Genomic DNA, 20062 nt, shown 5'->3' on the forward strand with positions numbered 1-20062 from the left:
AGCTCCAGGGCTCAGCCGGGTCAACCCGCTGCACGGGCGGGCGGGTGGGCAAACCCGCCGGGGTCTGGGGCGGAGCCCCAGGGAGCCGGGCCCGTAAACCCCCCGGGGGTCTGGGGCGCAGCCCCGGGCCGCAGCCCCCTTAGGGTGGGGTGCGAGGGGCCGCACCCCCTTTACGTACGCACAAAAGGAGACCCCGTGCTGGTCCTGCTACCCCCCTCAGAAGGAAAGGCCCCCTCAGGCCGAGGGGCCCCGCTGAAGGCGGAGTCGCTGTCGCTCCCGGGTCTCGCCGCCCCCCGCGCGGCCGTCCTGGACGAGCTCGTCGACCTGTGCACGGCGGACGAGGAGAAGGCGCGCGAGGTGCTCGGCCTCAGCGAGGGCCTGCGAGGCGAGGTCGCCAAGAACGTCGAGCTGCGCACCGCGGGCACCCGCCCCGCGGGCGAGATCTACACCGGCGTCCTGTACGACGCCCTCGACCTCGCGACCCTGGACCCGGCCGCGAAGCGCAGGGCCGCGAAGTCCCTGCTGGTCTTCTCCGGGCTGTGGGGCGCCGTGCACACCGGCGACCGGATCCCGTCCTACCGCTGCTCGATGGGCGTGAAGCTGCCCGGCCTCGGCGCACTCGGCGCGTACTGGCGGACCGTGATGGACCCGGTCATGACCGAGGCCGCCGGCGCCGGCCTCGTCCTCGACCTGCGCTCCTCCGCGTACGCCGCCGCCTGGAAGCCGAAGGGCGCCGTCGCGGACCGCACGGCCACGGTGCGGGTACTGCACTCCCAGCTCGTGGACGGCGTGGAGAAGCGCTCGGTCGTCAGCCACTTCAACAAGGCGACGAAGGGCCGGATCGTCCGCGACCTGCTCACCGCCGGGGCGGCCCCCGCCGACCCGGCCGAACTCGTCGAGACCCTGCGGGGCCTCGGGTACGTGGTCGAGGCCGAGCCGCCCGCCAAGCCCGGCCGCGCCTGGTCCCTGGACGTCGTGGTGACCCAGATCCACTAGCCCCCACCACCGCGGGATCCCCCACCACCGCGGGATCCCCCACCCCCGCGGGATCCACGGAAGCCCACCCCTCAAGCCGAGGCGTTGCAGCATATGCAACACTCGTTGCAAGCTTCGCGCACCCCCGGCAGGATGGCCGCATGACGCCCTCCGCCGTGCCCTCCCCCGCCACACCCTCCGTCCTGGACCTCGCCCCCGTCGTCCCCGTCGTGGTCATCGACGACGCGGCCGACGCGGTGCCGCTCGCGCGGGCGCTGGTGGCCGGGGGGCTCCCGGCCATCGAGGTGACCCTGCGCACCCCGGCCGCCCTGGACGCGATCCGGGCGATCGCCGCGCAGGTGCCGGACGCGGTGGTCGGGGCGGGCACGGTCCTGACCCCGGACGCGGTCGCCGACGCGGTGGGCGCGGGGGCGCGCTTCCTGGTGAGCCCGGGCTGGACGCCCGCGCTGCTGGACGCGATGAAGGGCTCGGGCGTGCCGTTCCTGCCCGGGGTCTCCACCACGTCCGAGGTGGTGGCGCTGCTCGAACAGGGCGTGCGCGAGATGAAGTTCTTCCCGGCGCAGGCAGCGGGCGGCACCGCCTATCTGAAGTCCCTGGCGGGCCCGCTCCCCCGAGCGAGGTTCTGCCCGACCGGCGGCATCTCGCTCGCCTCGGCGCCCTCGTACCTGGCCCTGCCCAACGTCGGCTGCGTGGGCGGCACATGGATGCTCCCCGCCGACGCCCTCACCGCCCGCGACTGGTCCCGGGTGGAGTCCCTGGCCCGCGAGGCGGCGGCGCTGCGGGGCTGAACTCCCGCCGCCACCAGCCCAGTTGAGCCGCGCCGCCCAGCCGTCCGCGCCCACACCACCCGGGCGCACCCGGTAGGGCCGACCCGAGCCGGGCGCACCCGAGCCGGCCCGCCCCCGTCCCACCGGCCCTACCGCAGATGCCCCGTGTCGTTCAGCACCCGCACCGAGGCGTTGCCGTCCGCGTAGTACGCCACCTCCGAGACCGAGGCCGCCGACAGCTCCATCCGGAACAGCGACTCGGGCGGCGCCCCCAGGGCCAGCCTGACCAGCGTCTTGATCGGGGTCACATGGGTCACCGCCAGCACCGTGCGCCGCGGGTGGGCGGCGATCAGCCGGTCCCGGGCCGCGGCGACCCGGCGGGCCACCGCGGCGAAGCTCTCGCCGCCGCCCGTCGGGGCGGCCTTCGCGGAGCCGAGCCAGGCGTCGAGGTCCTCGGGGTGGCGCTCGCGGACCTCGGCGAAGGTGAGCCCCTCCCATGCTCCGAAGTCCGTTTCGCGCAGGCCTTGTTCGATGTGGACGTCGAGTCCGAGACGGGCGGCCACCGCCGCCGCCGTCTCGCGGCACCGCCGCAGCGGGGACGAGACGATCACCTCGACCGTGCCGCGCGCGGCGAACGCCGCGGCGGCCCGCTCGGCCTGGTCGCGTCCGACGGCCGAGAGCTCGGGGTCTCCCCCGCCGCTGCCGGAGAACCGCTTCTGGGGCGTGAGCGCCGTCTCGCCGTGCCGCAGCAGGACGAACGTGGCGGGCGCCCCGAGATCCGCGGAGGCACCCCACCCCACGGTCGGCGCCGCCTCAACGGGCTCGTCCCGCACGGCCCGTACGGAAGCAGAGCCCGCGCCCGCGGGTCCCTCGGCAGGCCGCCCGCCCCGCACGGAGGCCGGGGCCGAGGCCGCGAGCGCCGCCCGCGCCCGGGCCGCGCCCGCCGCGGCGTCGCCGACCACCCGGGCCGCACGCGCGTCGGTGCCGGCGGCAGGACCGCCGGCGGCGGGTCCGGCGAGGGACGGCCCGGCGGAGGGCCGCCCGGCGGACAGCTCGGCCGTGGAGGCCGACGGCTCCCACTGCCTGCCGCGCCTGCCCGCGTCCATCGCCTCGTTGGCGAGCCGGTCGGCGTGCTTGTTGCGCTCGCGCGGGATCCACTCGTACGACACCTGCGAGGGCGGCAGGACGCGCCCCGCCTCGGCGGCGAGCGGCTTCATGTCGGGGTGCTTGATCTTCCAGCGCCCCGACATCTGCTCGACGACGAGCTTGGAGTCCATGCGCACCCGCACCCGCGCCGCCGGGTCGAGCTGCCGCGCGGCGCGCAGCCCCGCGATGAGCCCCTTGTACTCGGCGACGTTGTTGGTGGCGACGCCGATGTACTCGGCGGCCTCGGCGAGCGTCTCGCCCGTCGCCGGGTCGAGGACGACGGCGCCGTAGCCCGCCGGACCGGGGTTGCCGCGGGAGCCGCCGTCGGCCTCGACGACGAACTCCCGTACCGCGTCAGGCACTTACAGACCCGATTCCGAGGTGCGCACCAGGATGCGGCGGCAGTTCTCGCAGCGCAGCACCGCGTCGGGAGCGGCTGCCTTGACCTCGTTGACCTCGGTGATGTTGAGCTCCAGGCGGCAGCCCTCGCAGCGGCGCTGGTAGAGGCGGGCGGCGCCCACCCCGCCCTGCTGCTCGCGCAGCTTGTCGTACAGCTTGAGCAGGTCGGCCGGGACGGACCCGGCGACGATCTCGCGCTCCTTGGTGACCGAGGCGGCCTCGGCGTCGAGCTCGGCCAGCGCCGCGTCGCGACGGGCCGTCGCGTCGTCGGCCTTGGCCTGCACGGAGGAGACTCGCTCGGTCAGCTCGGCGGCCCGCTCCTGGGCGGCCTCGCGGCGCTCCATCACTTCGAGGACGACGTCCTCCAGGTCGCCCTGGCGCTTGGCGAGCGAGACGATCTCGCGCTGGAGGCTCTCCAGGTCCTTGGGCGAGGAGACCGCGCCGGAGTCCAGGCGCTGCTGGTCGCGGGTGGCGCGCTGGCGCACCTGGTCCACGTCCTGCTCGGCCTTGGTCTGCTCACGGGCGGTGTCGCTCTCCTCGGTCTGCGAGGCGACGAGCAGGTCGCGCAGCTGCGTGAGGTCCTTGTTCAGCGATTCGATCTCGGCGTGCTCGGGCAGCGACTTGCGCTTGTGGGCGAGCTGGGACAGGCGGACGTCCAGCGCCTGTACGTCGAGGAGGCGGATCTGGTCGGCGGGCGCGGCGTTCAGTTGGGGGCTCCATCAATAGAAGGGGAGAGGTGGTGGGCGGACCACGGGTCGGTGACCGTCTTCGAGACGTGGACCCTCAGGTCCCAGCCGTGGCGGTCGGAGATCTCGTCGAGCTGGGCGGCTGCCTGCTCGCACCAGGGCCACTCGGTGGCCCAGTGCGCGGCGTCGACCAGGCCGAGCGGTCCGTGCTGGACGACCTCGGACACCGGGTGGTGGCGCAGGTCGGCGGTGAGGAAGACGTCGGCGCCCGCGGTGCGGACGGCGTCGAAGAGGCTGTCGCCCGAGCCGCCGCTGACCGCGACGGTCTTGACCAGCGCGTCGGGGTCGCCCGCCACGCGGATGCCCTGCGCGGTGGCGGGCAGGCGGGCGGCGGCGTGCGCGCCGAACGCGCGCAGCGTCATCGGGTGGTCGAGCTCGCAGATGCGGCCGAGGCCGCGGCGGCCCGCCGGGTCGGTGGCGTCGGGCACCAGGGGCGCCGTGACGCGCAGGCCGAGCGCGCCGGCGAGGGCGTCGCTCACGCCGGGGTCGGCGGTGTCGGCGTTGGTGTGCGCGACGTGCAGCGCGATGTCGTGCTTGATCAGGGTGTGCACCACGCGGCCCTTGAAGTGCCCGGCGGCCACCGTGGTGGTGCCGCGCAGGTAGAGCGGGTGGTGGGTCACGATCAGGTCGGCGCCCAGCTTGAGGGCCTCGTCGGCGATCTCCTGGACGGGGTCGACGGCGAACAGGACCCGGCGGATTTCGGCATCGGGGTCGCCGCAGACGGTGCCGACGGCGTCCCATCCCTCGGCCCGCTCGGGCGGCCAGAGGGCGTCGAGGGCGGCGATGACTTCAGACAGACGGGGCACGCAGACAGGTTACCTGCGCCGCGCACCCCGCAGGTCGGCCGCCGGTCGCTACTTCTTGACGACGAAGCCGCGCAGATCGTCGAGGACGGAGTCGGCGGCGGTGACGCCGAGACCGAGGTACCAGGTCTCGTCCTTGACGTCCTTGGCCCGCCCGGCCTTGACGGCCTTCAGGTTCTTCCACAGCGGGTTCGACTCGGCGCTGTCCCGCTTGGACTTCTTGGGGTCGCCGTAGACGCCGGTGAAGATCCAGTCGGCGTCGGCCTGGTCGATGGTCTCGGGGCCGACCTCGGTGGCCAGATCCACGACCTGCTGGTTCTTGGGGCGCGGGATGCCGGCGTCGTCGAGGATGGTGCCGATGAAGGAGGCCCTGGCGTAGAGGCGGACCTTGCCCGGCATGTAGCGGAGCATCGTCACGGTGGGCTTGTCGGCACCGAGGTCCGCGCCGAGCGCCTTGGCCTTGGCGTCGTACGCGGCGAGCTTCGCCTTCGCCTCGGCGCTCTTGTCGAGGGCGGCGGCGTTCAGGAGGTAGTTCTGCTTCCAGGGGAAGCCGGGGCGGATCGAGAAGACCGTGGGGGCGATCTTGGAGAGTTCCTTGTACTTGTCTGCGGCGCGCAGTTGGCTGCCGAGGATGAGGTCGGGCTTGAGCGCGGCGATGGCCTCCAGGTTGAGGCTGTTGATCGTGCCGACGCTCTTGGGGTCGCCCGCGTCCTTCTTCAGATAGCCGGGGATGCCCTCGTCGCCCTCGGTCGGGGCGTAGCCGACGGGCTTGACGCCGAGCGACACGGCGTTGTCGAACTCTCCGACGTCGAGGACGACGACGCGCTGGGGCCGCGCGGTGAGTTCGGTGGCGCCCATGGCGTGGTGGATGGTGCGCGGGTACTGCCCGGGCCGCGCGTCGGTGCCCATCTTCGCCGTACGGTCCGCCGCCGCGGCGAAGTCCTTGCCGCCCTGGGCGACGGACTTCTTGCCGCCGGAGTCCGCCTTGCCCGAGGCGGCGGAGGAGGCCGCGCCGCTCCCGCCGTCGCTGCTTGTGCAGGCCGCGAGCGAGAGCCCGGCGGCCACGGCGAGGGCTGCGGCGGCGGTGCCGCGGCGGCGTAGGGACATCTCGGGCTCCTGTACGGCGGGGGTTCCACGGGCGGCCGCCGGCCGAAAGGATCCGGCCAGGTGCGGCTTAGGTACGCCTAACCTTACATAGCCCGTGGTGGAACCGTTCCTGCACACCCGCCGCGCCCCGGACGGGCGAATGGCCCGACAGCCACCCTTTGGTGTGAAGCCGGTGGTCTCGTGTTGTTCGGCTGGAAGTGCGAAAACTAGCTTCGGTGGCCGGAGGTGAGCCATCTGATGACGGCTTTGGCCATCGAGACCGCTGCCGGGGGCGGCGCGGTCGGGGGTACGGGATTCGCGATCACCGCGAACGGCGCGTACGCCGCACGGCTGGTGCGTGACAGCAGGGAGGCGGCCTGGTTCCCGGAGCGCTGGACGCTCGACGGCCCCGAGCCGTACGCGGTGCCGCTGCCCGGCAACCAGCCGGAGGAGCCCGGCACCGGCGTGCTGCCCATGGCGGACGGCCGGGTGCTCATCCAGCGCCGGGTCGCCGACCGGCACTCCTTCGCCCTGCTCTACCCGACCGGACCCGCCACCGGCGAGCTGCCGCTGGGCGCGGTCGAGGCCGGGCCGGACCCGCTCGTCCTGCTCCCGCCGTCCCCGGACGGCAGCTGCGCCTACGCGCTCGCGGCGGGGCCCGAATCGAGTGCCCTGTGGCTGGTGGCGGGCGGCGCGTTCGGACCCGAGCTGGTGACGCGGCTCAAGGGGCGCTGCTCGGGCGGGGTCTGGCTCGACCGCACCGGCCGGATGCTGGCCCTTGACCGCGAGCTCGACGGCCGCACCAAGACGGTCACCGTCGACCTGGAGCGCGGCGGCGAGGTGACCGAGCTGCTCCAGATCACCGAGGACAGCGACGACCGGCTGCTGCTCGCGGACGCCGACAGCGGCCTGCTGCTGATCCGCTCCGACGCCCCGGGCCACGACCGGCTCGGCTGGGGCGTGCTCGGCTCGGCGCTCCCGGTGCGCTTCCCCGAGTGCCTGCGCCTGCCGGACGCGGCCGTGACGCCGTTCGCCGTACAGCCGGGCCAGGTCCTGATGCCGGAGTCCTGCGCGGTGGCCCTGCGCATCGACGCGGCCGGCGGCAGCTGGGTCGGCGTCTGGCGTCCGGCCGGCCGTCATCTGCACCAACTGGCCGCTCCCCAGGGCTGGTTGACGGGGGCCGGGCTGTGGACGCCCGAAGGGGTGCTCAGGCTTCCGTACGTCACCGACACGAGCCCGTGCGCGCTGTTCGACCTGCCCGCGCCGCGGGACCCCGAGCCCGCGCCCCCGGCCGCTGCGCCCACCCCCGCGCCGCCCGCCCCGGCCCGGCCCGTGCCGCTCGGACAGGCGCCTCTGACCGGCCGTCGGGCCACCCCGGAAGATCGTTAGAATCGGCCCGCCGTACGAAGCAGAACGCAAGAGCAGAACGCAAGAGACGACCACGGGGTGACCACAGCTCATGTCCAACCAGACCGACATCCGTCCGCAGGAGACGGAGACCGACAGCGCGGGACGGCACCGGGGCGGAGCCGCCTCGACCGAGGACTCGATGACGCCGCCGCACGGACGCCACCGGCGTGAGGAGTCGGGCACCAGCGCCTGACCCGCCGCTCGGCCGAAGGCCCCCGGGGTGTGCGCCCCGGGGGCCTTCCGCTTCCCCTGCGCCCGGTCAGCCCCGCTTGAGCCCGAGCACCTCCGCCGCGGCGAAGGTCTCGTGCGCGGGCCTGCCCTCGTAGTAGGGCGAGATCAGCTCGTCGAGCTCCTCGTACGAGAAGACCTCCTTGGCGGTGTCGAACTTGGCGGCCACCCGGGGCCGTTCCACGATCGCCACCATGCCGCCGTGCACCACCAGGAGCTGCCCGTTGACCCGGGCCGCGGCCGGTGAGGCCAGATAGCCGACGAGCGGTGAGACGTGCTCGGGCGCCAGCGGGTCGAGCCGGCCCTCCGCCGGTTCCTGGAACCCCTGGAAGACGTCCTCGGTCATCCGGGTGCGGGCCCGCGGGCAGATCGCGTTGGCGGTGACGCCGTACTTGCCGAGCGCGAGCGCCGTCGAGGTGGTGAGCCCGACGATGCCGCCCTTGGCCGCCGCGTAGTTGGGCTGGCCCGCCGAACCGGCGAGGAAGGCCTCCGAGGAGGTGTTGACGATGCGCCCGTAGACCGGGCCGCCCGCCGCCTTCGAGCGCTCGCGCCAGTGGGCGGCGGCGAAGTGGGTGGTGTTGAAGTGCCCCTTGAGGTGCACGTGGATCACCGAGTCCCACTCGGCCTCACTCATCGAGAAGATCATCCGGTCCCGCAGGATGCCCGCGTTGTTGACCAGGATGTCCAGTTTGCCGTACGTGTCGATCGCCAACTGGACCAATTCGCGGGCCTGTTGGTGGTCGGCGACGTCGCCGGTGTGCACGGTCGCCCGGCCGCCGGCCGCCCGGATCTCGGTGGCGACCTCTTCGGCGGGGCCCGCCGAGGCCTTGCCCGAGCCGTCGCGGCCCGGCTGTCCGAAGTCGTTGACGACCACGGACGCCCCGAGCCGGGCGAGTTCGAGCGCCTCGGCCCGGCCGAGCCCGCGCCCGGCCCCGGTGACGATCGCGGACAGACCTTCAAGTGGCAGTGCTGCCATGCCGGTTGGATCCTCTCGCACGGGCGGACAGGGGGGCGGGTCAGATCTCGATGCAGGTGCGCAGGGCCTCGCCGCTGCGCATCTGGTCGAGCGCGTCGTTGATCCCGGCGAGCTGCACCCGGTGGGTGATCAGGCCCTCCAGGTCGATGCGGCCCGCCCGCCACAGCGCGATGGCCCGCTCGTAGGAGCGCAGCACATCGCCGCCGCCGTACATCGACGGCAGGATGCGCTTCTCGTCGAAGAACAGCTCGAACATGTTGACCTGGAAGAAGTCGTCCATGGCGCCCGCTCCGACCACGCACAGGGTGCCGCCGCGCCGGGTGTTCTCGTAGGCGGTGCGCGCGGTCGCGGAGCGGCCGACCACCTCGAAGACGTAGTCGAAGCCCTCGCCCGCGGTGATCCGCTGCCTGGCGTCGGCGAACTCCTCGGGCGAGACCGCCTCGGTGGCGCCGAACCGGAGCGCCGCCTCGCGCCGGGAGGCCACCGGATCGACGGCGACGATCTGCGCCGCGCCCTGCACCCGGGCGCCCTGGATGGTGGAGATGCCCACGCCTCCGCAGCCGATGACCGCGACCGACGAACCCGCCTCCACCTTCGCGGTGTTGATGGCGGCCCCGAGCCCGGTGGTCACCCCGCAGCCGATCAGGGCGGCGATCTCGTACGGCACGTCGTCGGGGATCGGCACCGCGCAGCCGGCCGCGACGACGACCTCCTCGGCGAAGGTGCCGGTGCCCGCGAAGCCGAACACATCGCCCCCGGCCCGGCGGAAGTTGGGCGTGCCGGCGTTCATGAACCCGGCCAGGCACAGCTGGGTCTGTCCGCGCCGGCACGACGGGCACGCCCCGCACGCCGGCAGCCAGCACATCAGGACCCGGTCGCCCTGCTGGAGCCCGCTCACCCCGTCCCCGACGTCGATGACCTCGCCGGCCCCCTCGTGGCCGGGCACGAACGGCGCGGGCTGCGGCAGTACGCCGCTCATCGCCGAGAGGTCGGAGTGGCACAGGCCGGTGGCGCGGACGCGGAGCTTGACCTTGCCGGGGCCGAAGCCGGTCGCCTCCACGTCGTCGACCACGTCGAGCTTGTCCTGGCCTATCTCGTGCAGTACGGCTGCGCGCATGGTGCGGCTCCCCTCGGGTTCCCCTCAAGTACCGGAAAAGAAGACTCAGTTGTGCTCGACGACCGTGTCGGACAGGACCGGCGCGTCGTCCCGCTCGACGGCCGTCACCGCCACCTGGACGCGGCCCGGCCCCGACCACATCCGGATGCGCAGGGTCTCGCCCGGGAAGACCACACCGGTGAAGCGGGTGGTGTAGGAGCGGACCCGGGTGACGTCGCCGCCCAGGAGCGTGTCCACGACCGCCTTCAGGGTCATCCCGTAGGTGCACAGCCCGTGCAGGATCGGCCGCTCGAAGCCGGCCAGCTTGGCGAAGTCGGGGTCGGCGTGCAGCGGGTTCCAGTCCCCCGACAGGCGGTAGAGCAGGGCCTGTTCCTCGCGGACGGGGCGCTCCACGACCTGGTCCGGCGCGCGGTCGGGCTGCTCGGCGCGGGCGGAGGGCCCCCGGTCCCCGCCGAAGCCGCCCTCGCCGCGTACGAAGATCTGCGCGTCGCTGGTCCACAGCGGGCCCTCGGCGTCGGCGGCCTCCGTGCGCAGGACCAGGATGGCGGCCTTGCCCTTGTCGTAGACGGCGGCGACCTTCGAGGTGGAGGTGGCCGTGCCGCCCACCGGGATGGGCCGGTGCACGGTGATGGCCTGGCCGCCGTGCAGCACCGCGGCCAGATCCACCTCGATGCCGGGCGCGGAGAGCCCGCCGACCACGCCCATGCCGGCGCCCGCGACGGTGGCGAAGGAGGGCAGCACGTGCAGCCGGGACTCCAGGGTGTAACGCAGCTCGTCCGGGTCGGTGGCGGGGCTCCGCCTGCCGGGGAAGGTGCCGGCGCCGAGCCCCAGGTGGTAGAGCTGGACGTCCTTGTGGTCCCAGGTGATCTCGGTGGAGCGGGGCTCGGCGGCGAGGGCCTTCGCGGCATCAATGGGCATGGGGACGCTGCTCCTTGAGCGGTGTGCGGACACGGGGAGAAGACCTCGGTGCGGCCGTCCGCACCGTCGGCCCCACCGAGGTCGTCCTGGGCCGGCCCGGGACCCGTCCGGAGCGGACCCGCCGGGCGGCGGGCCGGTTCTAGAACGCGTTCTAGGCCGATGGCCCCCAGGTATAGCGCACGGTCCGGCAGTTGTGAAGCCTTCTGACGCTGCGTCAGATCACCTGACGGAGGCGCCCCGTGCCACTTTCGGCGGGGGTGCCCAGGACATTTGTCCTGGCCGGCTCCGTACATGCGCATCTGGGGCGGCCCCCCTCGCGCTCCGTAGCGTGAAGGACATGACGCAGACGACGACACAGAGCGCCACCGCGGTCCGCTTCAGCGGGGTGGTCAAGTCCTACGGGGCGGTCCGGGCGGTCAACGGCGCGGAGCTCGGCATCGGGCGCGGCGAGACCGTGGCCCTGCTCGGGCGCAACGGGGCCGGCAAGTCCACCACCATCAGCCTGCTGCTCGGCCTGAACGAGCCCGACGAGGGCGAGGTCCGGATCTTCGGGCGCACCCCGGAGCAGGCGGTACGGGCGGGCCTGGTGGGCGCGATGCTCCAGGAGGGCCAGCCGATTCCCCGGGTGACCGTGCGGGAGCTGGTGTTCTTCATCGGCAGCATGTACCCGGAGCCGATGCCGGTCGCCGAGGCGCTCGCGCTCGCCGGGCTCACCGACTTCGCCGACCGCCGGGTGGACAAGCTCTCCGGCGGCCAGACCCAGCGGGTGCGGTTCGCCATGGCGCTCGCGGGCAACCCCGAGCTGCTGCTCCTGGACGAGCCGACGGCCGCCCTCGACGTGGAGGCGCGCCGCGCGTTCTGGGAGTCGATGCGCACCTACGCCGGCCGGGGCAACACGGTCATGTTCTCCACCCACTACCTCGAAGAGGCCGACGACAACGCGGACCGCATCGTCGTCATCGACCAGGGCCGCATCGTCGCCGACGGGCCCGGCGAGACCATCAAGCGGGCGGCCGGCGGCAGCCTGGTCTCCTTCGACCTCGCGGGCATGGCCGGCGAGGGGCTCTCGCTGCTGCCGGGTGTCGTCACCGTCGAGATCCACGGCGACCGGGCCCGGCTGCGCACGGACGACTCGGACGCCACCGTGGTCGCGCTCGCCGCGATGGGCGCGGTACGCCGCCTGGAAGTGGCGCCCGCCAGCCTCGAAGACGCCTTCCTCTCCCTCACCGCACGCGAAAGCGAGACCGTCTGATGTTCGAGTACATCAAGCTGGAGATGCGCCGCACCCTGCGGGACGCCTCGTTCGTGACCTTCGGCATCGGGATGCCGGTCCTCATGTACCTCCTCTTCACCAACATCGGCGGGGGCCAGGGCGGTGACGCCGAGTGGAAGGTGTCCTCGATGGTCGGCATGGCCGCCTACGGCGCGCTCGGCGCGGCCCTCGGCACCGGCACCGGCGTCGCCTCCGACAAGGCGATCGGCTGGCTGCGGCAGATGCGGATCGCCCCGCTCCCGCCGACCCGGGTGGTGACCGGCCGGGCGATCAGCGGCTCGGTGACCGTGCTGCCGGGCATCCTCGCGGTGCTCCTGTCCGGCGCGCTGATCAACGGGGTGCACCTGGCCGTCTGGCAGTGGCTCGCGCTCACGCTGTTCCTGTGGATCGGGGCGCTGCCCTTCACCATGCTCGGCCTCGGCAACGGCTACCGGCTGTCCGCGCAGGCCACCGGGGTGGTCAACGTGGCCTGTCTGATGGGCCTCGCGATCCTCGGCGGCCTGTGGTTCCCGGTCGCCGCCTTCCCCGGCTGGCTGCGCAAGATCGCCGAGTACACTCCGACGCACCGCTTCGCCGACCTCGGCTGGGCCACCTCGCAGGGCCACGCCCCGGGCATCGTCACCCTCGTCTCGATGGCCCTCTGGCTGGTGGCCTTCGGCGGCTACGCCGTGGTCTCCTACCGTCGGTCCGCGCGGACCGCGTGAGCCCCGGACACCGGGACCGGGGACGTCATGCACCACCAGCACGGGGAGAACGCGATGCCATCACTGCTGCCGAAGCTGCCCCCGCGGGGCGCGAAGGCCGACGAGTTCCCCGGCCCGCCGGCCAACGGCTACACCTTCCTGCCCTGGCTGCTCATGGGGACCGGCGCCGCCATCGACGTGGCCAAGGGAGAGGTGGCCGAGCCCGTGCTCGGCGGGCTCGGCATCCTCGCCTTCGCCGTCCTGTACGCCCTGGTCGCCTTCCGCGCCTTCGACAAGCGGCGGCGCGCCGCGCGCTCGACCCTGGTCCTGCTCGGCGCGCTGGCCGCGGTCACCTACGCGCTCGGGCTCGGCTACGGCGGGGTCTGGCTGCTGTTCTTCCCGCTGCTCTCACTGACCTGCGGAGCGGTGCTGCGGGACAAACGGCTCGGGGTCGTGATCATCACCCTCGCCGGTTCGGTGGGCGTCATCTCGGGGGTCAAGACCGGCGACCCGTGGGACAACATGACCATCGCGTACGGGACGTTCCTGTCCGGCATGGTGATCGCGGCGCTGCTCTCGCTCTCCGAGACGGTACGTGAACTGCGCGACACCCGGCAGGAGTTGGCGCGCACCGCGGTGGAGAAGGAGCGGCTGCGCTTCTCCCGCGATCTGCACGACCTGCTCGGCCACACCCTGTCCGTGATCGTGGTCAAGTCGGAGGCCGCCCGCCGCATCGCCCCGCGCGACCTGGACGCGGCCCTCGGCCAGGTAGCCGACATCGAGTCGGTCGGCCGCCAGGCCCTCACCGAGATCCGCGAGGCCGTCACCGGCTACCGCGAGGGCAGCCTGGCCACCGAACTCGACCGGGCCCGCTCGGCGCTGAGCGCCGCCGAAGTCGAGCCGGTGGTACGCCAGTCGGGGCCGCCGCTGCCCGCGCAGGCCGAGGCGCTGCTCGGCTGGGTCGTCCGCGAGGCCGTCACCAATGTGGTGCGGCACAGCGCCGCGACCCGCTGCGAGATCGTGGTGGACGGCAGCGCGGAGCGCGTCACCCTCACGGTCACCGACAACGGCAGGGGCGCCCCCGCCGAGCCCGCCCCCACCCCGCGCATCGGCGGCAACGGCCTCAAGGGCCTGACCGAACGCCTCGCCGCGGCGGGCGGCTCCCTGACCACGGGCCCCGCCCCCCGCACGGGCTTCCGGGTGAGCGCGGAACTGCCCGTGGACCCTGCGGACTCGGCCCTCGACGCCGAACTGGCCGGCGCCCCCGAGCACCAGTAGGGCGCCCGGGCCCGTGCCCCGGCACCGGTCCGTCAGCCCGTAGCCTGACCCCATGGACGAGATGCCCCAGGATCACCGCGCCGCCAAAGCCGTACGCGTCCTCCTCGCCGAGGACCAGGGGATGATGCGCGGCGCGCTCGCCCTGCTGCTCGGTCTGGAGGAGGACATGGAGGTCGTCGCGCAGGTGGCCGCGGGCGACCGGATCGTCCCCGAGGCGCTGGTGTCGCGGCCGGACGTGGCGCTGCTCGACATCGAACTCCCGGGCAAGAGCGGGCTCGACGCCGCCGCGGAGCTGCGCGAGGAGGTGCCGGAGTGCCGGGTGCTGATCCTGACCACCTTCGGACGGCCCGGCTATCTGCGGCGTGCGATGGAGGCGGGGGCCGCCGGGTTCCTGGTGAAGGACGGGCCCGTGGAGGACCTCGCCGAGGCCATCCGCCGGGCACTGCGCGGCGAGACGGTCATCGACCCGGCGCTCGCGGCCGCCGCCCTCAGCGCGGGGCCGAGTCCGCTGACCGCCCGGGAACGCGATGTCCTGAACGCGTCGGTGGACGGGGCCACCGTCTCCGACATCGCGGGCAAACTGCATCTGTCGGAGTCGACGGTCCGCAACTACCTGTCCTCCGCGATCGGCAAGACCGGCACCCGCAACCGCATGGAGGCGGTGCGCTCGGCCCGCCAGCAGGGCTGGCTGTGACCCGGCCCGCTCAGGCGCGCCGGGCGGGGCCCGTCGCCCGGGGCAGCCACACCAGCGCGAGCAGCACGCTGCCGAGCAGGACGATCCCGCCGACACGGAAGGCGAGCGCGTAGCCGGCGGTGAGGTGCTCGGCGCTCTGGACCGCCCCGGTCCGGGTCGCGGCGACCGTGGACAGCACGGCGAGCCCCAGCGCGCCGCCCATCGTGCGGGACGTGTTGATCAGGCCGGACACCAGCCCCGCCTCGCCGGGCGCGGCTCCCGAAGTGGCCAGCGCGGCAAGGGGAGTCGTGGCCAGACCGGCGCCGGTCATCATGAGGACGCCCGGCACCAGGATGGACATCCAGTACGGGTCGTCCGCCCGCATCGTGGACTGCCAGCCGAACCCGGCGGCGGTCACCAGCACGCCGAGCACGGTGAGGTTGCGCGCCCCCGTCCGCGGCATCAGGCGCGGCGCCAGCTTCGAGCCGAACACCACGCTGAGCGAGCTCGGGATCAGCGCGAGGCCCGCGCCGAGCGGGCTGTAGCCGAGCACGTTCTGCGCGTACAGGGTCATGAAGAACCAGGTGCAGAACATCGCCGAGCCGCACACGAACATCACGGCGTTCGCGGCCGAGACGGCCCGCAGCCGGAAGAGCCGCAGCGGCATGAGCGGCACGGCGGTGCGGCTCTCGACCACCAGGAACACCAGCAGCAGGACCGCGCCGCCGACCAGCGGGACCAGGGTGCCCGCGGCGCCCCAACCGCCCTTCTCCGTCTGGACGATGCCGTACGAGAGGATCGCCAGCCCGGCCGTGACGAGGACGGCGCCGGGCAGGTCGAGGCGGTTGCGGCCGCCGGCCCGCGACTCGGTGATCCACAGCGCCGCGCCGAGCAGGACGAGCGCACCGACCGGCACGTTGATGAGCAGCACCCAGCGCCACGACAGCGCGTCGGTCAGCACCCCGCCGACGAGCCCGCCCGCGGCCCCGCCGCCCGCGCCGACCGCCGCCCAGGTGCCGATGGCCTTCGTCCGGGCGGCGCCCTCCGGGACGGCGGCGGTCAGGATGGTGAGGGTGGCCGGGGCGAGCACCGCGGCGCCGAGCCCCTGCGCGGCCCGGGCGGCGAGCAGCTGCCAGCCCTCCTGGGCGAGGCCGCCGCCCAGGCTCGCCGCGGTGAACAGGCCGAGCCCCACGAGGAACATCCGCTTGCGCCCGTAGAGGTCGCCCGCCCGGCCGCCGAGCAGCATGAACCCGGCGAAGGCGATGGCGTACGCGTTGACGACCCACTGGAGTCCGCCGGCGCTCATGCCGAGGCCGGTGCGCATGGAGGGGAGCGCGACGTTGACGACGGACACGTCCAGGACGACGAGGAACTGGCCCGCGCAGGCGGCCAGGACGACCGGCCAGGTGCGGGGGGTGGCGGTGGGGGCGGATATGTGGGTGTCTGCGGACGCGTGAGCCATGCGGGTCATGGTCGCACGGCGCGGTCGCCCGTTACAGACCTTTCCCCACCCCTGCGGGCGGGCGCCCCCACCCCCGGCCCCGCGCGGACCGTGCCCCCTTGCTCGCGCAGTTCCCCGCGCCCCTGGGCCGTCGGCTGGGTGCGGACCGTGCCCGCTTGATCGCGCAGTTCCCCGCGCCCCCAAAACCCGCCTTCGTGTGCGGGCCGTGGTCGCTTCTCGCGCAGTTCCTCGCGCCCCTTGGCCGCCGACCGCGTGCGGACCGTGGTCGCTTGCTCGCGCAGTTCCCCGCGCCCCCAAAACCCGCCTTCGTGTGCGGCCGTGGTCGCTTCTCGCGCAGTTCCTCGCGCCCCTGAGCGGGACCGGTGCTGGGCAGCATCAGGCAACCTCAGCCCGTCCGGCGATTGAGGACGAGCGCCGTTCAGGCGCGAAAGGGGGGTTCGGGGGCGCAGCCCCCGAGAGGGGCCCGGGGCGGCTGCCACCCCCGGAGGGTCTCGGGAAGGGGCGGGGTGGGGAGGACTCAGCGCCGGAACAGCGTCACCACCGCCGCCCCGCCCAACCCGATGTTGTGCGCCAACCCCACCCGCGCCCCCGGCACCTGCCGCACCCCCGCGACCCCCCGCACCTGCCACACCAGCTCCGCCGCCTGGGCGAGCCCCGTCGCCCCGAGCGGATGCCCCTTCGAGATCAGCCCCCCGGAGGGGTTGACCACCCACCGCCCCCCGTACGTCGTCGCGCCGGATTCGACGAGCTTGCCCGACTCCCCCGCCCCGCACATCCCCAGCGCCTCGTACGTGAGCAGCTCGTTGATGGAGAAGCAGTCGTGCAGCTCGATCACGTCGACGTCCTCGATGCCGAGCCCCGCCCGCTCGAACGCCCGCCGCCCGGCCTCCCGCGACATCGGCGCCCCGACCGCGTCGATGCAGCTGCCCGAGGCGAAGGACTCCTCGGTGTCCGTCGTCATCGCCTGGCCCGCGATCTCCACGGCCCGGTCCGCGAGCCCGTGCCGTTCGACGAAGCGCTCGGAGACGACGACCGCCGCCGCGGCCCCGTCCGAGGTCGGCGAGCACTGGAGCTTGGTCAGCGGCCGGTGGATGGTCTTCGCGGCCAGCACCTCCTCGACCGAACAGGCCTGCTGGAACTGGGCGTTGGGGTTGTTCACCGAGTGCCGGTGGTTCTTGGCGCCGACCGCGGCGAGCTGCGCCGCGGTCGTCCCGTACCGCTCCATGTGCTCGCGCGCCGCGTTGCCGAAGATCTGGGCGGTGGGCGGGGTCATCTCGAAGCCGTGCCGGGCCGCCATGATCCCGTAGTGGCGGGCGACGGGCGAGGTCTTGAAGTCGCCGCCGTCCGAGCCGCCGCCGAGCGCGCCCCGCTTCATCTTCTCGAAGCCGAGCGCGAGCACGCAGTCGCTCGTCCCGCCCTCGACGAACTGCCGCGCGAGCATCAGCGCGCTCGCCCCGGTGGCACAGTTGTTGTTGACGTTGTAGACCGGCACGCCCGTCAACCCCAGTTCGTAGACCGCCCGTTGGCCCGCGGTCGAGGCCTGGAAGCAGTAGCCGACGGGGACCTGCTCGACCAGGTCGTAGCCGATGCCCGCGTCCGCGAGCGCGGCCCCGCCCGCCTCCTTCGCCATGTCCCAGTACTGCCAGTCCCGGGACTCCGGCTTCTCGAACCTGGTCATGCCGACACCGACGACGTAACTCTTCATCGCACTCTTCACGACAGCGGGACCCTTCAGTCTCGGGGCAGGCCGAGGATGCGCTCGGCGACGACATTGAGCTGGACCTGGGTGGTGCCGCCCGCGATGGTCAGGCAGCGTGACATGAGGAAGCCGTGCACGGCCCGTCCGGCCGGGCCCTCGGCGGCGGCTCCCTCGGGGCCAAGCAGTTCGAGGGCGAGCTCGGCGACCTTCTGCTGGTGCGGGGTCTGGACGAGCTTGCGCACACTGGCCCCCGCGCCGGGCTCAAGGCCCGACACCTGTTGCAGAGTGGTGCGCAGCCCGATGCAGGCCAGCGCGTGGGCCTCCGCGGCCAGCGCGCCGATCCGCGCCCGGTACGCCCCGTCGAGTCCACCGGCCCGTGCGATCAGCGCTTCGAGGCCGGTGCCGAAGGTCAACTGGTCGGCCATGTGGACGCGTTCGTTGCCGAGCGTGGTGCGTGCCACCCGCCAGCCGCCGCCCACCTCGCCGACCACGGCGTCGGCGGGCAGCAGAGCCCCGTCGAAGTACACCTCGTTGAACAGGGCGTCCCCGGTGATCTCCTTGAGGGGGCGGATGTCGATGCCCTCGGTGCGCTTCATGTCGACGAGGAAGTAGGTGAGCCCCTGGTGCTTGGGGGCCGCCGGGTCGGTGCGGGCCAGCAGGATGCCGTGGTCGGCCCACTGCGCGGCGCTCGTCCACACCTTCTGGCCGGTGATGCGCCAGCCGCCGTCCCCGGTGCGCTCGGCCCGGGTGCTCAGCGAGGCGAGGTCGGAGCCCGCGCCCGGTTCGGAGAAGAGCTGGCACCACAGGAGTTCGCCCCGCAGGGTCGGGCCGAGGTAGCGGTCCTGCTGGGCGGCGCTGCCGTGGGCGAGGAGCGAGGGGATGACCCAGGTGGCGATGCCGAGATCGCTCAGCACCACCCCCGCCCGCCGCAACTCCTCCTGGATGACGAGCTGTTGGACCGGCCCCGCACCCAGGCCGTACGGCGCGGGCAGATGCGGGGCCGCGTATCCGGTGGGGGCGAGGGCCCGGCGGGCCGCGCCCGGATCGAGGCCGCGCGCCACCTCGACGGCCGCGCGGGCCGGACCGCGGAAGTCCTCCGCCTCGGGCGGCAGCGCCGTGCGCAGCTCGCGCCGGGCACCGGCGGCGGCCAGCCGCACGGCCCGCAGCCGGTGGGTGTCCGCGCCGCCGAGGAGCTGGCGGGCGACCAGCGCGCGGCGCAGATGAAGGTGGGCGTCGTGCTCCCAGGTGAAGCCGATGCCGCCGAGGATCTGGACGCAGTCCTTGGCGCAGGAGCAGGCCGCGTCCAGCGCCGTGGCGGCGGCGAGCGCGGCGGCCAGACCCCGCACCCCGGGGCTCTCGTCCATGGCGCGGGCCGCGTCCCACACCAGCGCCCGGGCCTGCTCCAGGCGTACGAGCATGTCCGCGCACAGGTGCTTGACCGCCTGGAACTGTCCGATGAGCCGGCCGAACTGCTCGCGCACCTTGGCGTGTTCGGTTGCGATCTGAAGGGCGCGGGCCGCCGTGCCGCAGGACTCGGCGGACAGCAGCAGCGCCGCCAGGTCGCCCACCAGGGACCCGTCGATGTCCAGGACCCGACCGGCCGGGACGACCGCGCCCTCGGCCCGCACCTCCGCGGTGGGGCGGGTCGGATCGGCGCCCGGCTGCGCACGGACGCGCAGGGCGGCGGCGTCCACCGCGAGCCACAGCGTGCCCTCGGGCGCCTCGGCCGCGAGGACCAGCAACTCGGCCTCGCCTCCGGCCAGTACGGGCGGCGCGGTGCCGTCCAGGACCCAGCCGCCCTCGCCCGCCACGGCGGTGAGGCCGCCCGCGCCGAACGCCACCGCCGCGGTCCTGCGCCCCTCGGCGAGGTCCGCGAGCAGGGGGCGGTGGCCGCCGGCGCGGCGCAGCAGTTCGGCGGCCAGGGCGGTGGACGCATAGGGCCCGGGCAGCAGTCCGCGCCCGGCCTCCCCCAGGACGACCGCGAGTTCGGGCAGCCCGCCGCCGCCGAACTCCTCACCGAGGTGGATGCCGAGCAGCCCCTGCGCGGCGAGCCCGTCCCAGAACGGCGGGCGGCCTTCGACGGCCCCCGGCGCGTCCAGGAGTCCGCGCACCTTCTCCACCGGCACGGTCCGCGACAGCCAACCGCGCACCGCCTCGGCGAGCTCCCGCTGCTCTTGCGTGATCGCGATGCCCATGTACGCCCTCATCCGTCGCCGGTCCAGGAACGGCGCAAGAGTAGAACACGTTTCAATCTGACGGAAGGTCAGATGGCGGTGGCCTTGCGGTCCCCCGTCCCGGCGTCGCCCGTGTCCTGTCTCACTGAACCCTGCGAAGTCCGGGCATAGGTTGCGAGGGATCTTGCGAGGTCCCGCGTTACCTTGCGAGTGGACCTGGCGTTAGGC

The 20062-nt window shown here is 73.9% G+C and carries 18 protein-coding genes; 8 read left to right on the top strand and 10 right to left on the bottom strand.

Features of this window, described 5'->3' with window-relative positions; all coding sequences use genetic code 11:
- Positions 1 to 195: 195 nt before the first annotated feature.
- Positions 196 to 996 (top strand): peroxide stress protein YaaA, encoded by an 801-nt coding sequence (gene yaaA, locus ACGF3I_RS34355; protein ID WP_393139097.1) that lies wholly within the window; start codon positions 196 to 198, stop codon positions 994 to 996.
- A 140-nt stretch (positions 997 to 1136) separates the two neighbouring features.
- Positions 1137 to 1784 carry a bifunctional 4-hydroxy-2-oxoglutarate aldolase/2-dehydro-3-deoxy-phosphogluconate aldolase gene (eda, locus tag ACGF3I_RS34360; protein WP_393139099.1) on the top strand — a complete coding sequence of 216 codons (648 nt, stop codon included), beginning with the start codon at positions 1137 to 1139 and terminating at the stop codon, positions 1782 to 1784.
- A 128-nt stretch (positions 1785 to 1912) separates the two neighbouring features.
- On the opposite strand, the gene ACGF3I_RS34365 is transcribed toward eda, so the two are convergent.
- Genes ACGF3I_RS34365 through ACGF3I_RS34380 form a run of 4 tightly spaced genes read right to left on the bottom strand, consistent with a single transcriptional unit; the run spans position 1913 to position 5964 of the window.
- Positions 1913 to 3271: a bifunctional RNase H/acid phosphatase gene (locus ACGF3I_RS34365; protein WP_393139101.1), complete on the bottom strand. Its 1359-nt coding sequence runs from the start codon at positions 3269 to 3271 to the stop codon at positions 1913 to 1915.
- A complete protein-coding gene (locus ACGF3I_RS34370; protein ID WP_393139129.1) occupies positions 3272 to 4015 on the bottom strand; it encodes a zinc ribbon domain-containing protein in 744 nt (247 codons plus the stop codon). It abuts the gene before it with no gap.
- Positions 4012 to 4860: a Nif3-like dinuclear metal center hexameric protein gene (locus ACGF3I_RS34375; protein ID WP_393139103.1), complete on the bottom strand. Its 849-nt coding sequence runs from the start codon at positions 4858 to 4860 to the stop codon at positions 4012 to 4014. Before ACGF3I_RS34375 ends, ACGF3I_RS34370 begins: the two co-directional genes overlap by 4 nt.
- 48 nt (positions 4861 to 4908) lie before the next feature.
- The gene (locus tag ACGF3I_RS34380) at positions 4909 to 5964 is read right to left on the bottom strand and encodes an ABC transporter substrate-binding protein (RefSeq protein ID WP_393139105.1); all 1056 of its coding nucleotides are present in this window, start codon (positions 5962 to 5964) and stop codon (positions 4909 to 4911) included.
- Between the two features lie 237 nt (positions 5965 to 6201).
- Here ACGF3I_RS34380 and ACGF3I_RS34385 point away from each other — a divergent pair, with 237 nt between their 5' ends.
- Positions 6202 to 7332 carry a hypothetical protein gene (locus ACGF3I_RS34385; protein WP_393139107.1) on the top strand — a complete coding sequence of 377 codons (1131 nt, stop codon included), beginning with the start codon at positions 6202 to 6204 and terminating at the stop codon, positions 7330 to 7332.
- 70 nt (positions 7333 to 7402) lie between these two features.
- The gene (locus ACGF3I_RS34390; protein ID WP_393139109.1) at positions 7403 to 7546 is read left to right on the top strand and encodes a hypothetical protein; all 144 of its coding nucleotides are present in this window, start codon (positions 7403 to 7405) and stop codon (positions 7544 to 7546) included.
- Between the two features lie 66 nt (positions 7547 to 7612).
- On the opposite strand, the gene ACGF3I_RS34395 is transcribed toward ACGF3I_RS34390, so the two are convergent.
- The 3 genes from ACGF3I_RS34395 to ACGF3I_RS34405 are packed head-to-tail and all read right to left on the bottom strand — an operon-like array spanning position 7613 to position 10592.
- Positions 7613 to 8557: a 3-oxoacyl-ACP reductase gene (locus ACGF3I_RS34395; RefSeq protein WP_393139111.1), complete on the bottom strand. Its 945-nt coding sequence runs from the start codon at positions 8555 to 8557 to the stop codon at positions 7613 to 7615.
- Positions 8558 to 8597: 40 nt separating this feature from the next.
- Entirely contained in the window at positions 8598 to 9674 is a 1077-nt protein-coding gene (locus tag ACGF3I_RS34400; RefSeq protein WP_393139113.1) for a Zn-dependent alcohol dehydrogenase, read from the bottom strand.
- Positions 9675 to 9719: 45 nt separating this feature from the next.
- The gene (locus ACGF3I_RS34405; RefSeq protein WP_393139115.1) at positions 9720 to 10592 is read right to left on the bottom strand and encodes a MaoC/PaaZ C-terminal domain-containing protein; all 873 of its coding nucleotides are present in this window, start codon (positions 10590 to 10592) and stop codon (positions 9720 to 9722) included.
- A gap of 337 nt (positions 10593 to 10929) precedes the next feature.
- Between ACGF3I_RS34405 and ACGF3I_RS34410 the strand changes: the two genes are divergently transcribed.
- Genes ACGF3I_RS34410 through ACGF3I_RS34425 form a run of 4 tightly spaced genes read left to right on the top strand, consistent with a single transcriptional unit; the run spans position 10930 to position 14520 of the window.
- Positions 10930 to 11844 (top strand): ATP-binding cassette domain-containing protein, encoded by a 915-nt coding sequence (locus ACGF3I_RS34410; RefSeq protein WP_393139117.1) that lies wholly within the window; start codon positions 10930 to 10932, stop codon positions 11842 to 11844.
- A complete protein-coding gene (locus ACGF3I_RS34415) occupies positions 11844 to 12569 on the top strand; it encodes an ABC transporter permease (protein ID WP_393139119.1) in 726 nt (241 codons plus the stop codon). The genes ACGF3I_RS34410 and ACGF3I_RS34415 overlap by 1 nt, the downstream gene beginning before the upstream one ends.
- A gap of 54 nt (positions 12570 to 12623) precedes the next feature.
- The gene (locus ACGF3I_RS34420) at positions 12624 to 13826 is read left to right on the top strand and encodes a histidine kinase (protein WP_393139121.1); all 1203 of its coding nucleotides are present in this window, start codon (positions 12624 to 12626) and stop codon (positions 13824 to 13826) included.
- A 52-nt stretch (positions 13827 to 13878) separates the two neighbouring features.
- A complete protein-coding gene (locus tag ACGF3I_RS34425; RefSeq protein WP_393139123.1) occupies positions 13879 to 14520 on the top strand; it encodes a response regulator in 642 nt (213 codons plus the stop codon).
- Positions 14521 to 14530: 10 nt separating this feature from the next.
- Here the strand turns inward: ACGF3I_RS34425 and ACGF3I_RS34430 are convergent, their stop codons facing one another.
- The 3 genes from ACGF3I_RS34430 to ACGF3I_RS34440 all read right to left on the bottom strand — a co-directional run bounded on the left by ACGF3I_RS34430 (position 14531) and on the right by ACGF3I_RS34440 (position 19855).
- Positions 14531 to 15970, bottom strand: coding sequence for an MFS transporter (locus ACGF3I_RS34430; protein WP_393139125.1), 1440 nt, complete (start codon positions 15968 to 15970; stop codon positions 14531 to 14533).
- A gap of 508 nt (positions 15971 to 16478) precedes the next feature.
- Entirely contained in the window at positions 16479 to 17666 is a 1188-nt protein-coding gene (locus ACGF3I_RS34435; protein ID WP_393139131.1) for a beta-ketoacyl synthase N-terminal-like domain-containing protein, read from the bottom strand.
- A gap of 26 nt (positions 17667 to 17692) precedes the next feature.
- Entirely contained in the window at positions 17693 to 19855 is a 2163-nt protein-coding gene (locus tag ACGF3I_RS34440) for an acyl-CoA dehydrogenase (RefSeq protein WP_393139127.1), read from the bottom strand.
- Positions 19856 to 20062 lie beyond the last annotated feature (207 nt).

This window comes from Streptomyces sp. NPDC048111, from assembly GCF_043202815.1.
Lineage (GTDB): Bacteria > Actinomycetota > Actinomycetes > Streptomycetales > Streptomycetaceae > Streptomyces.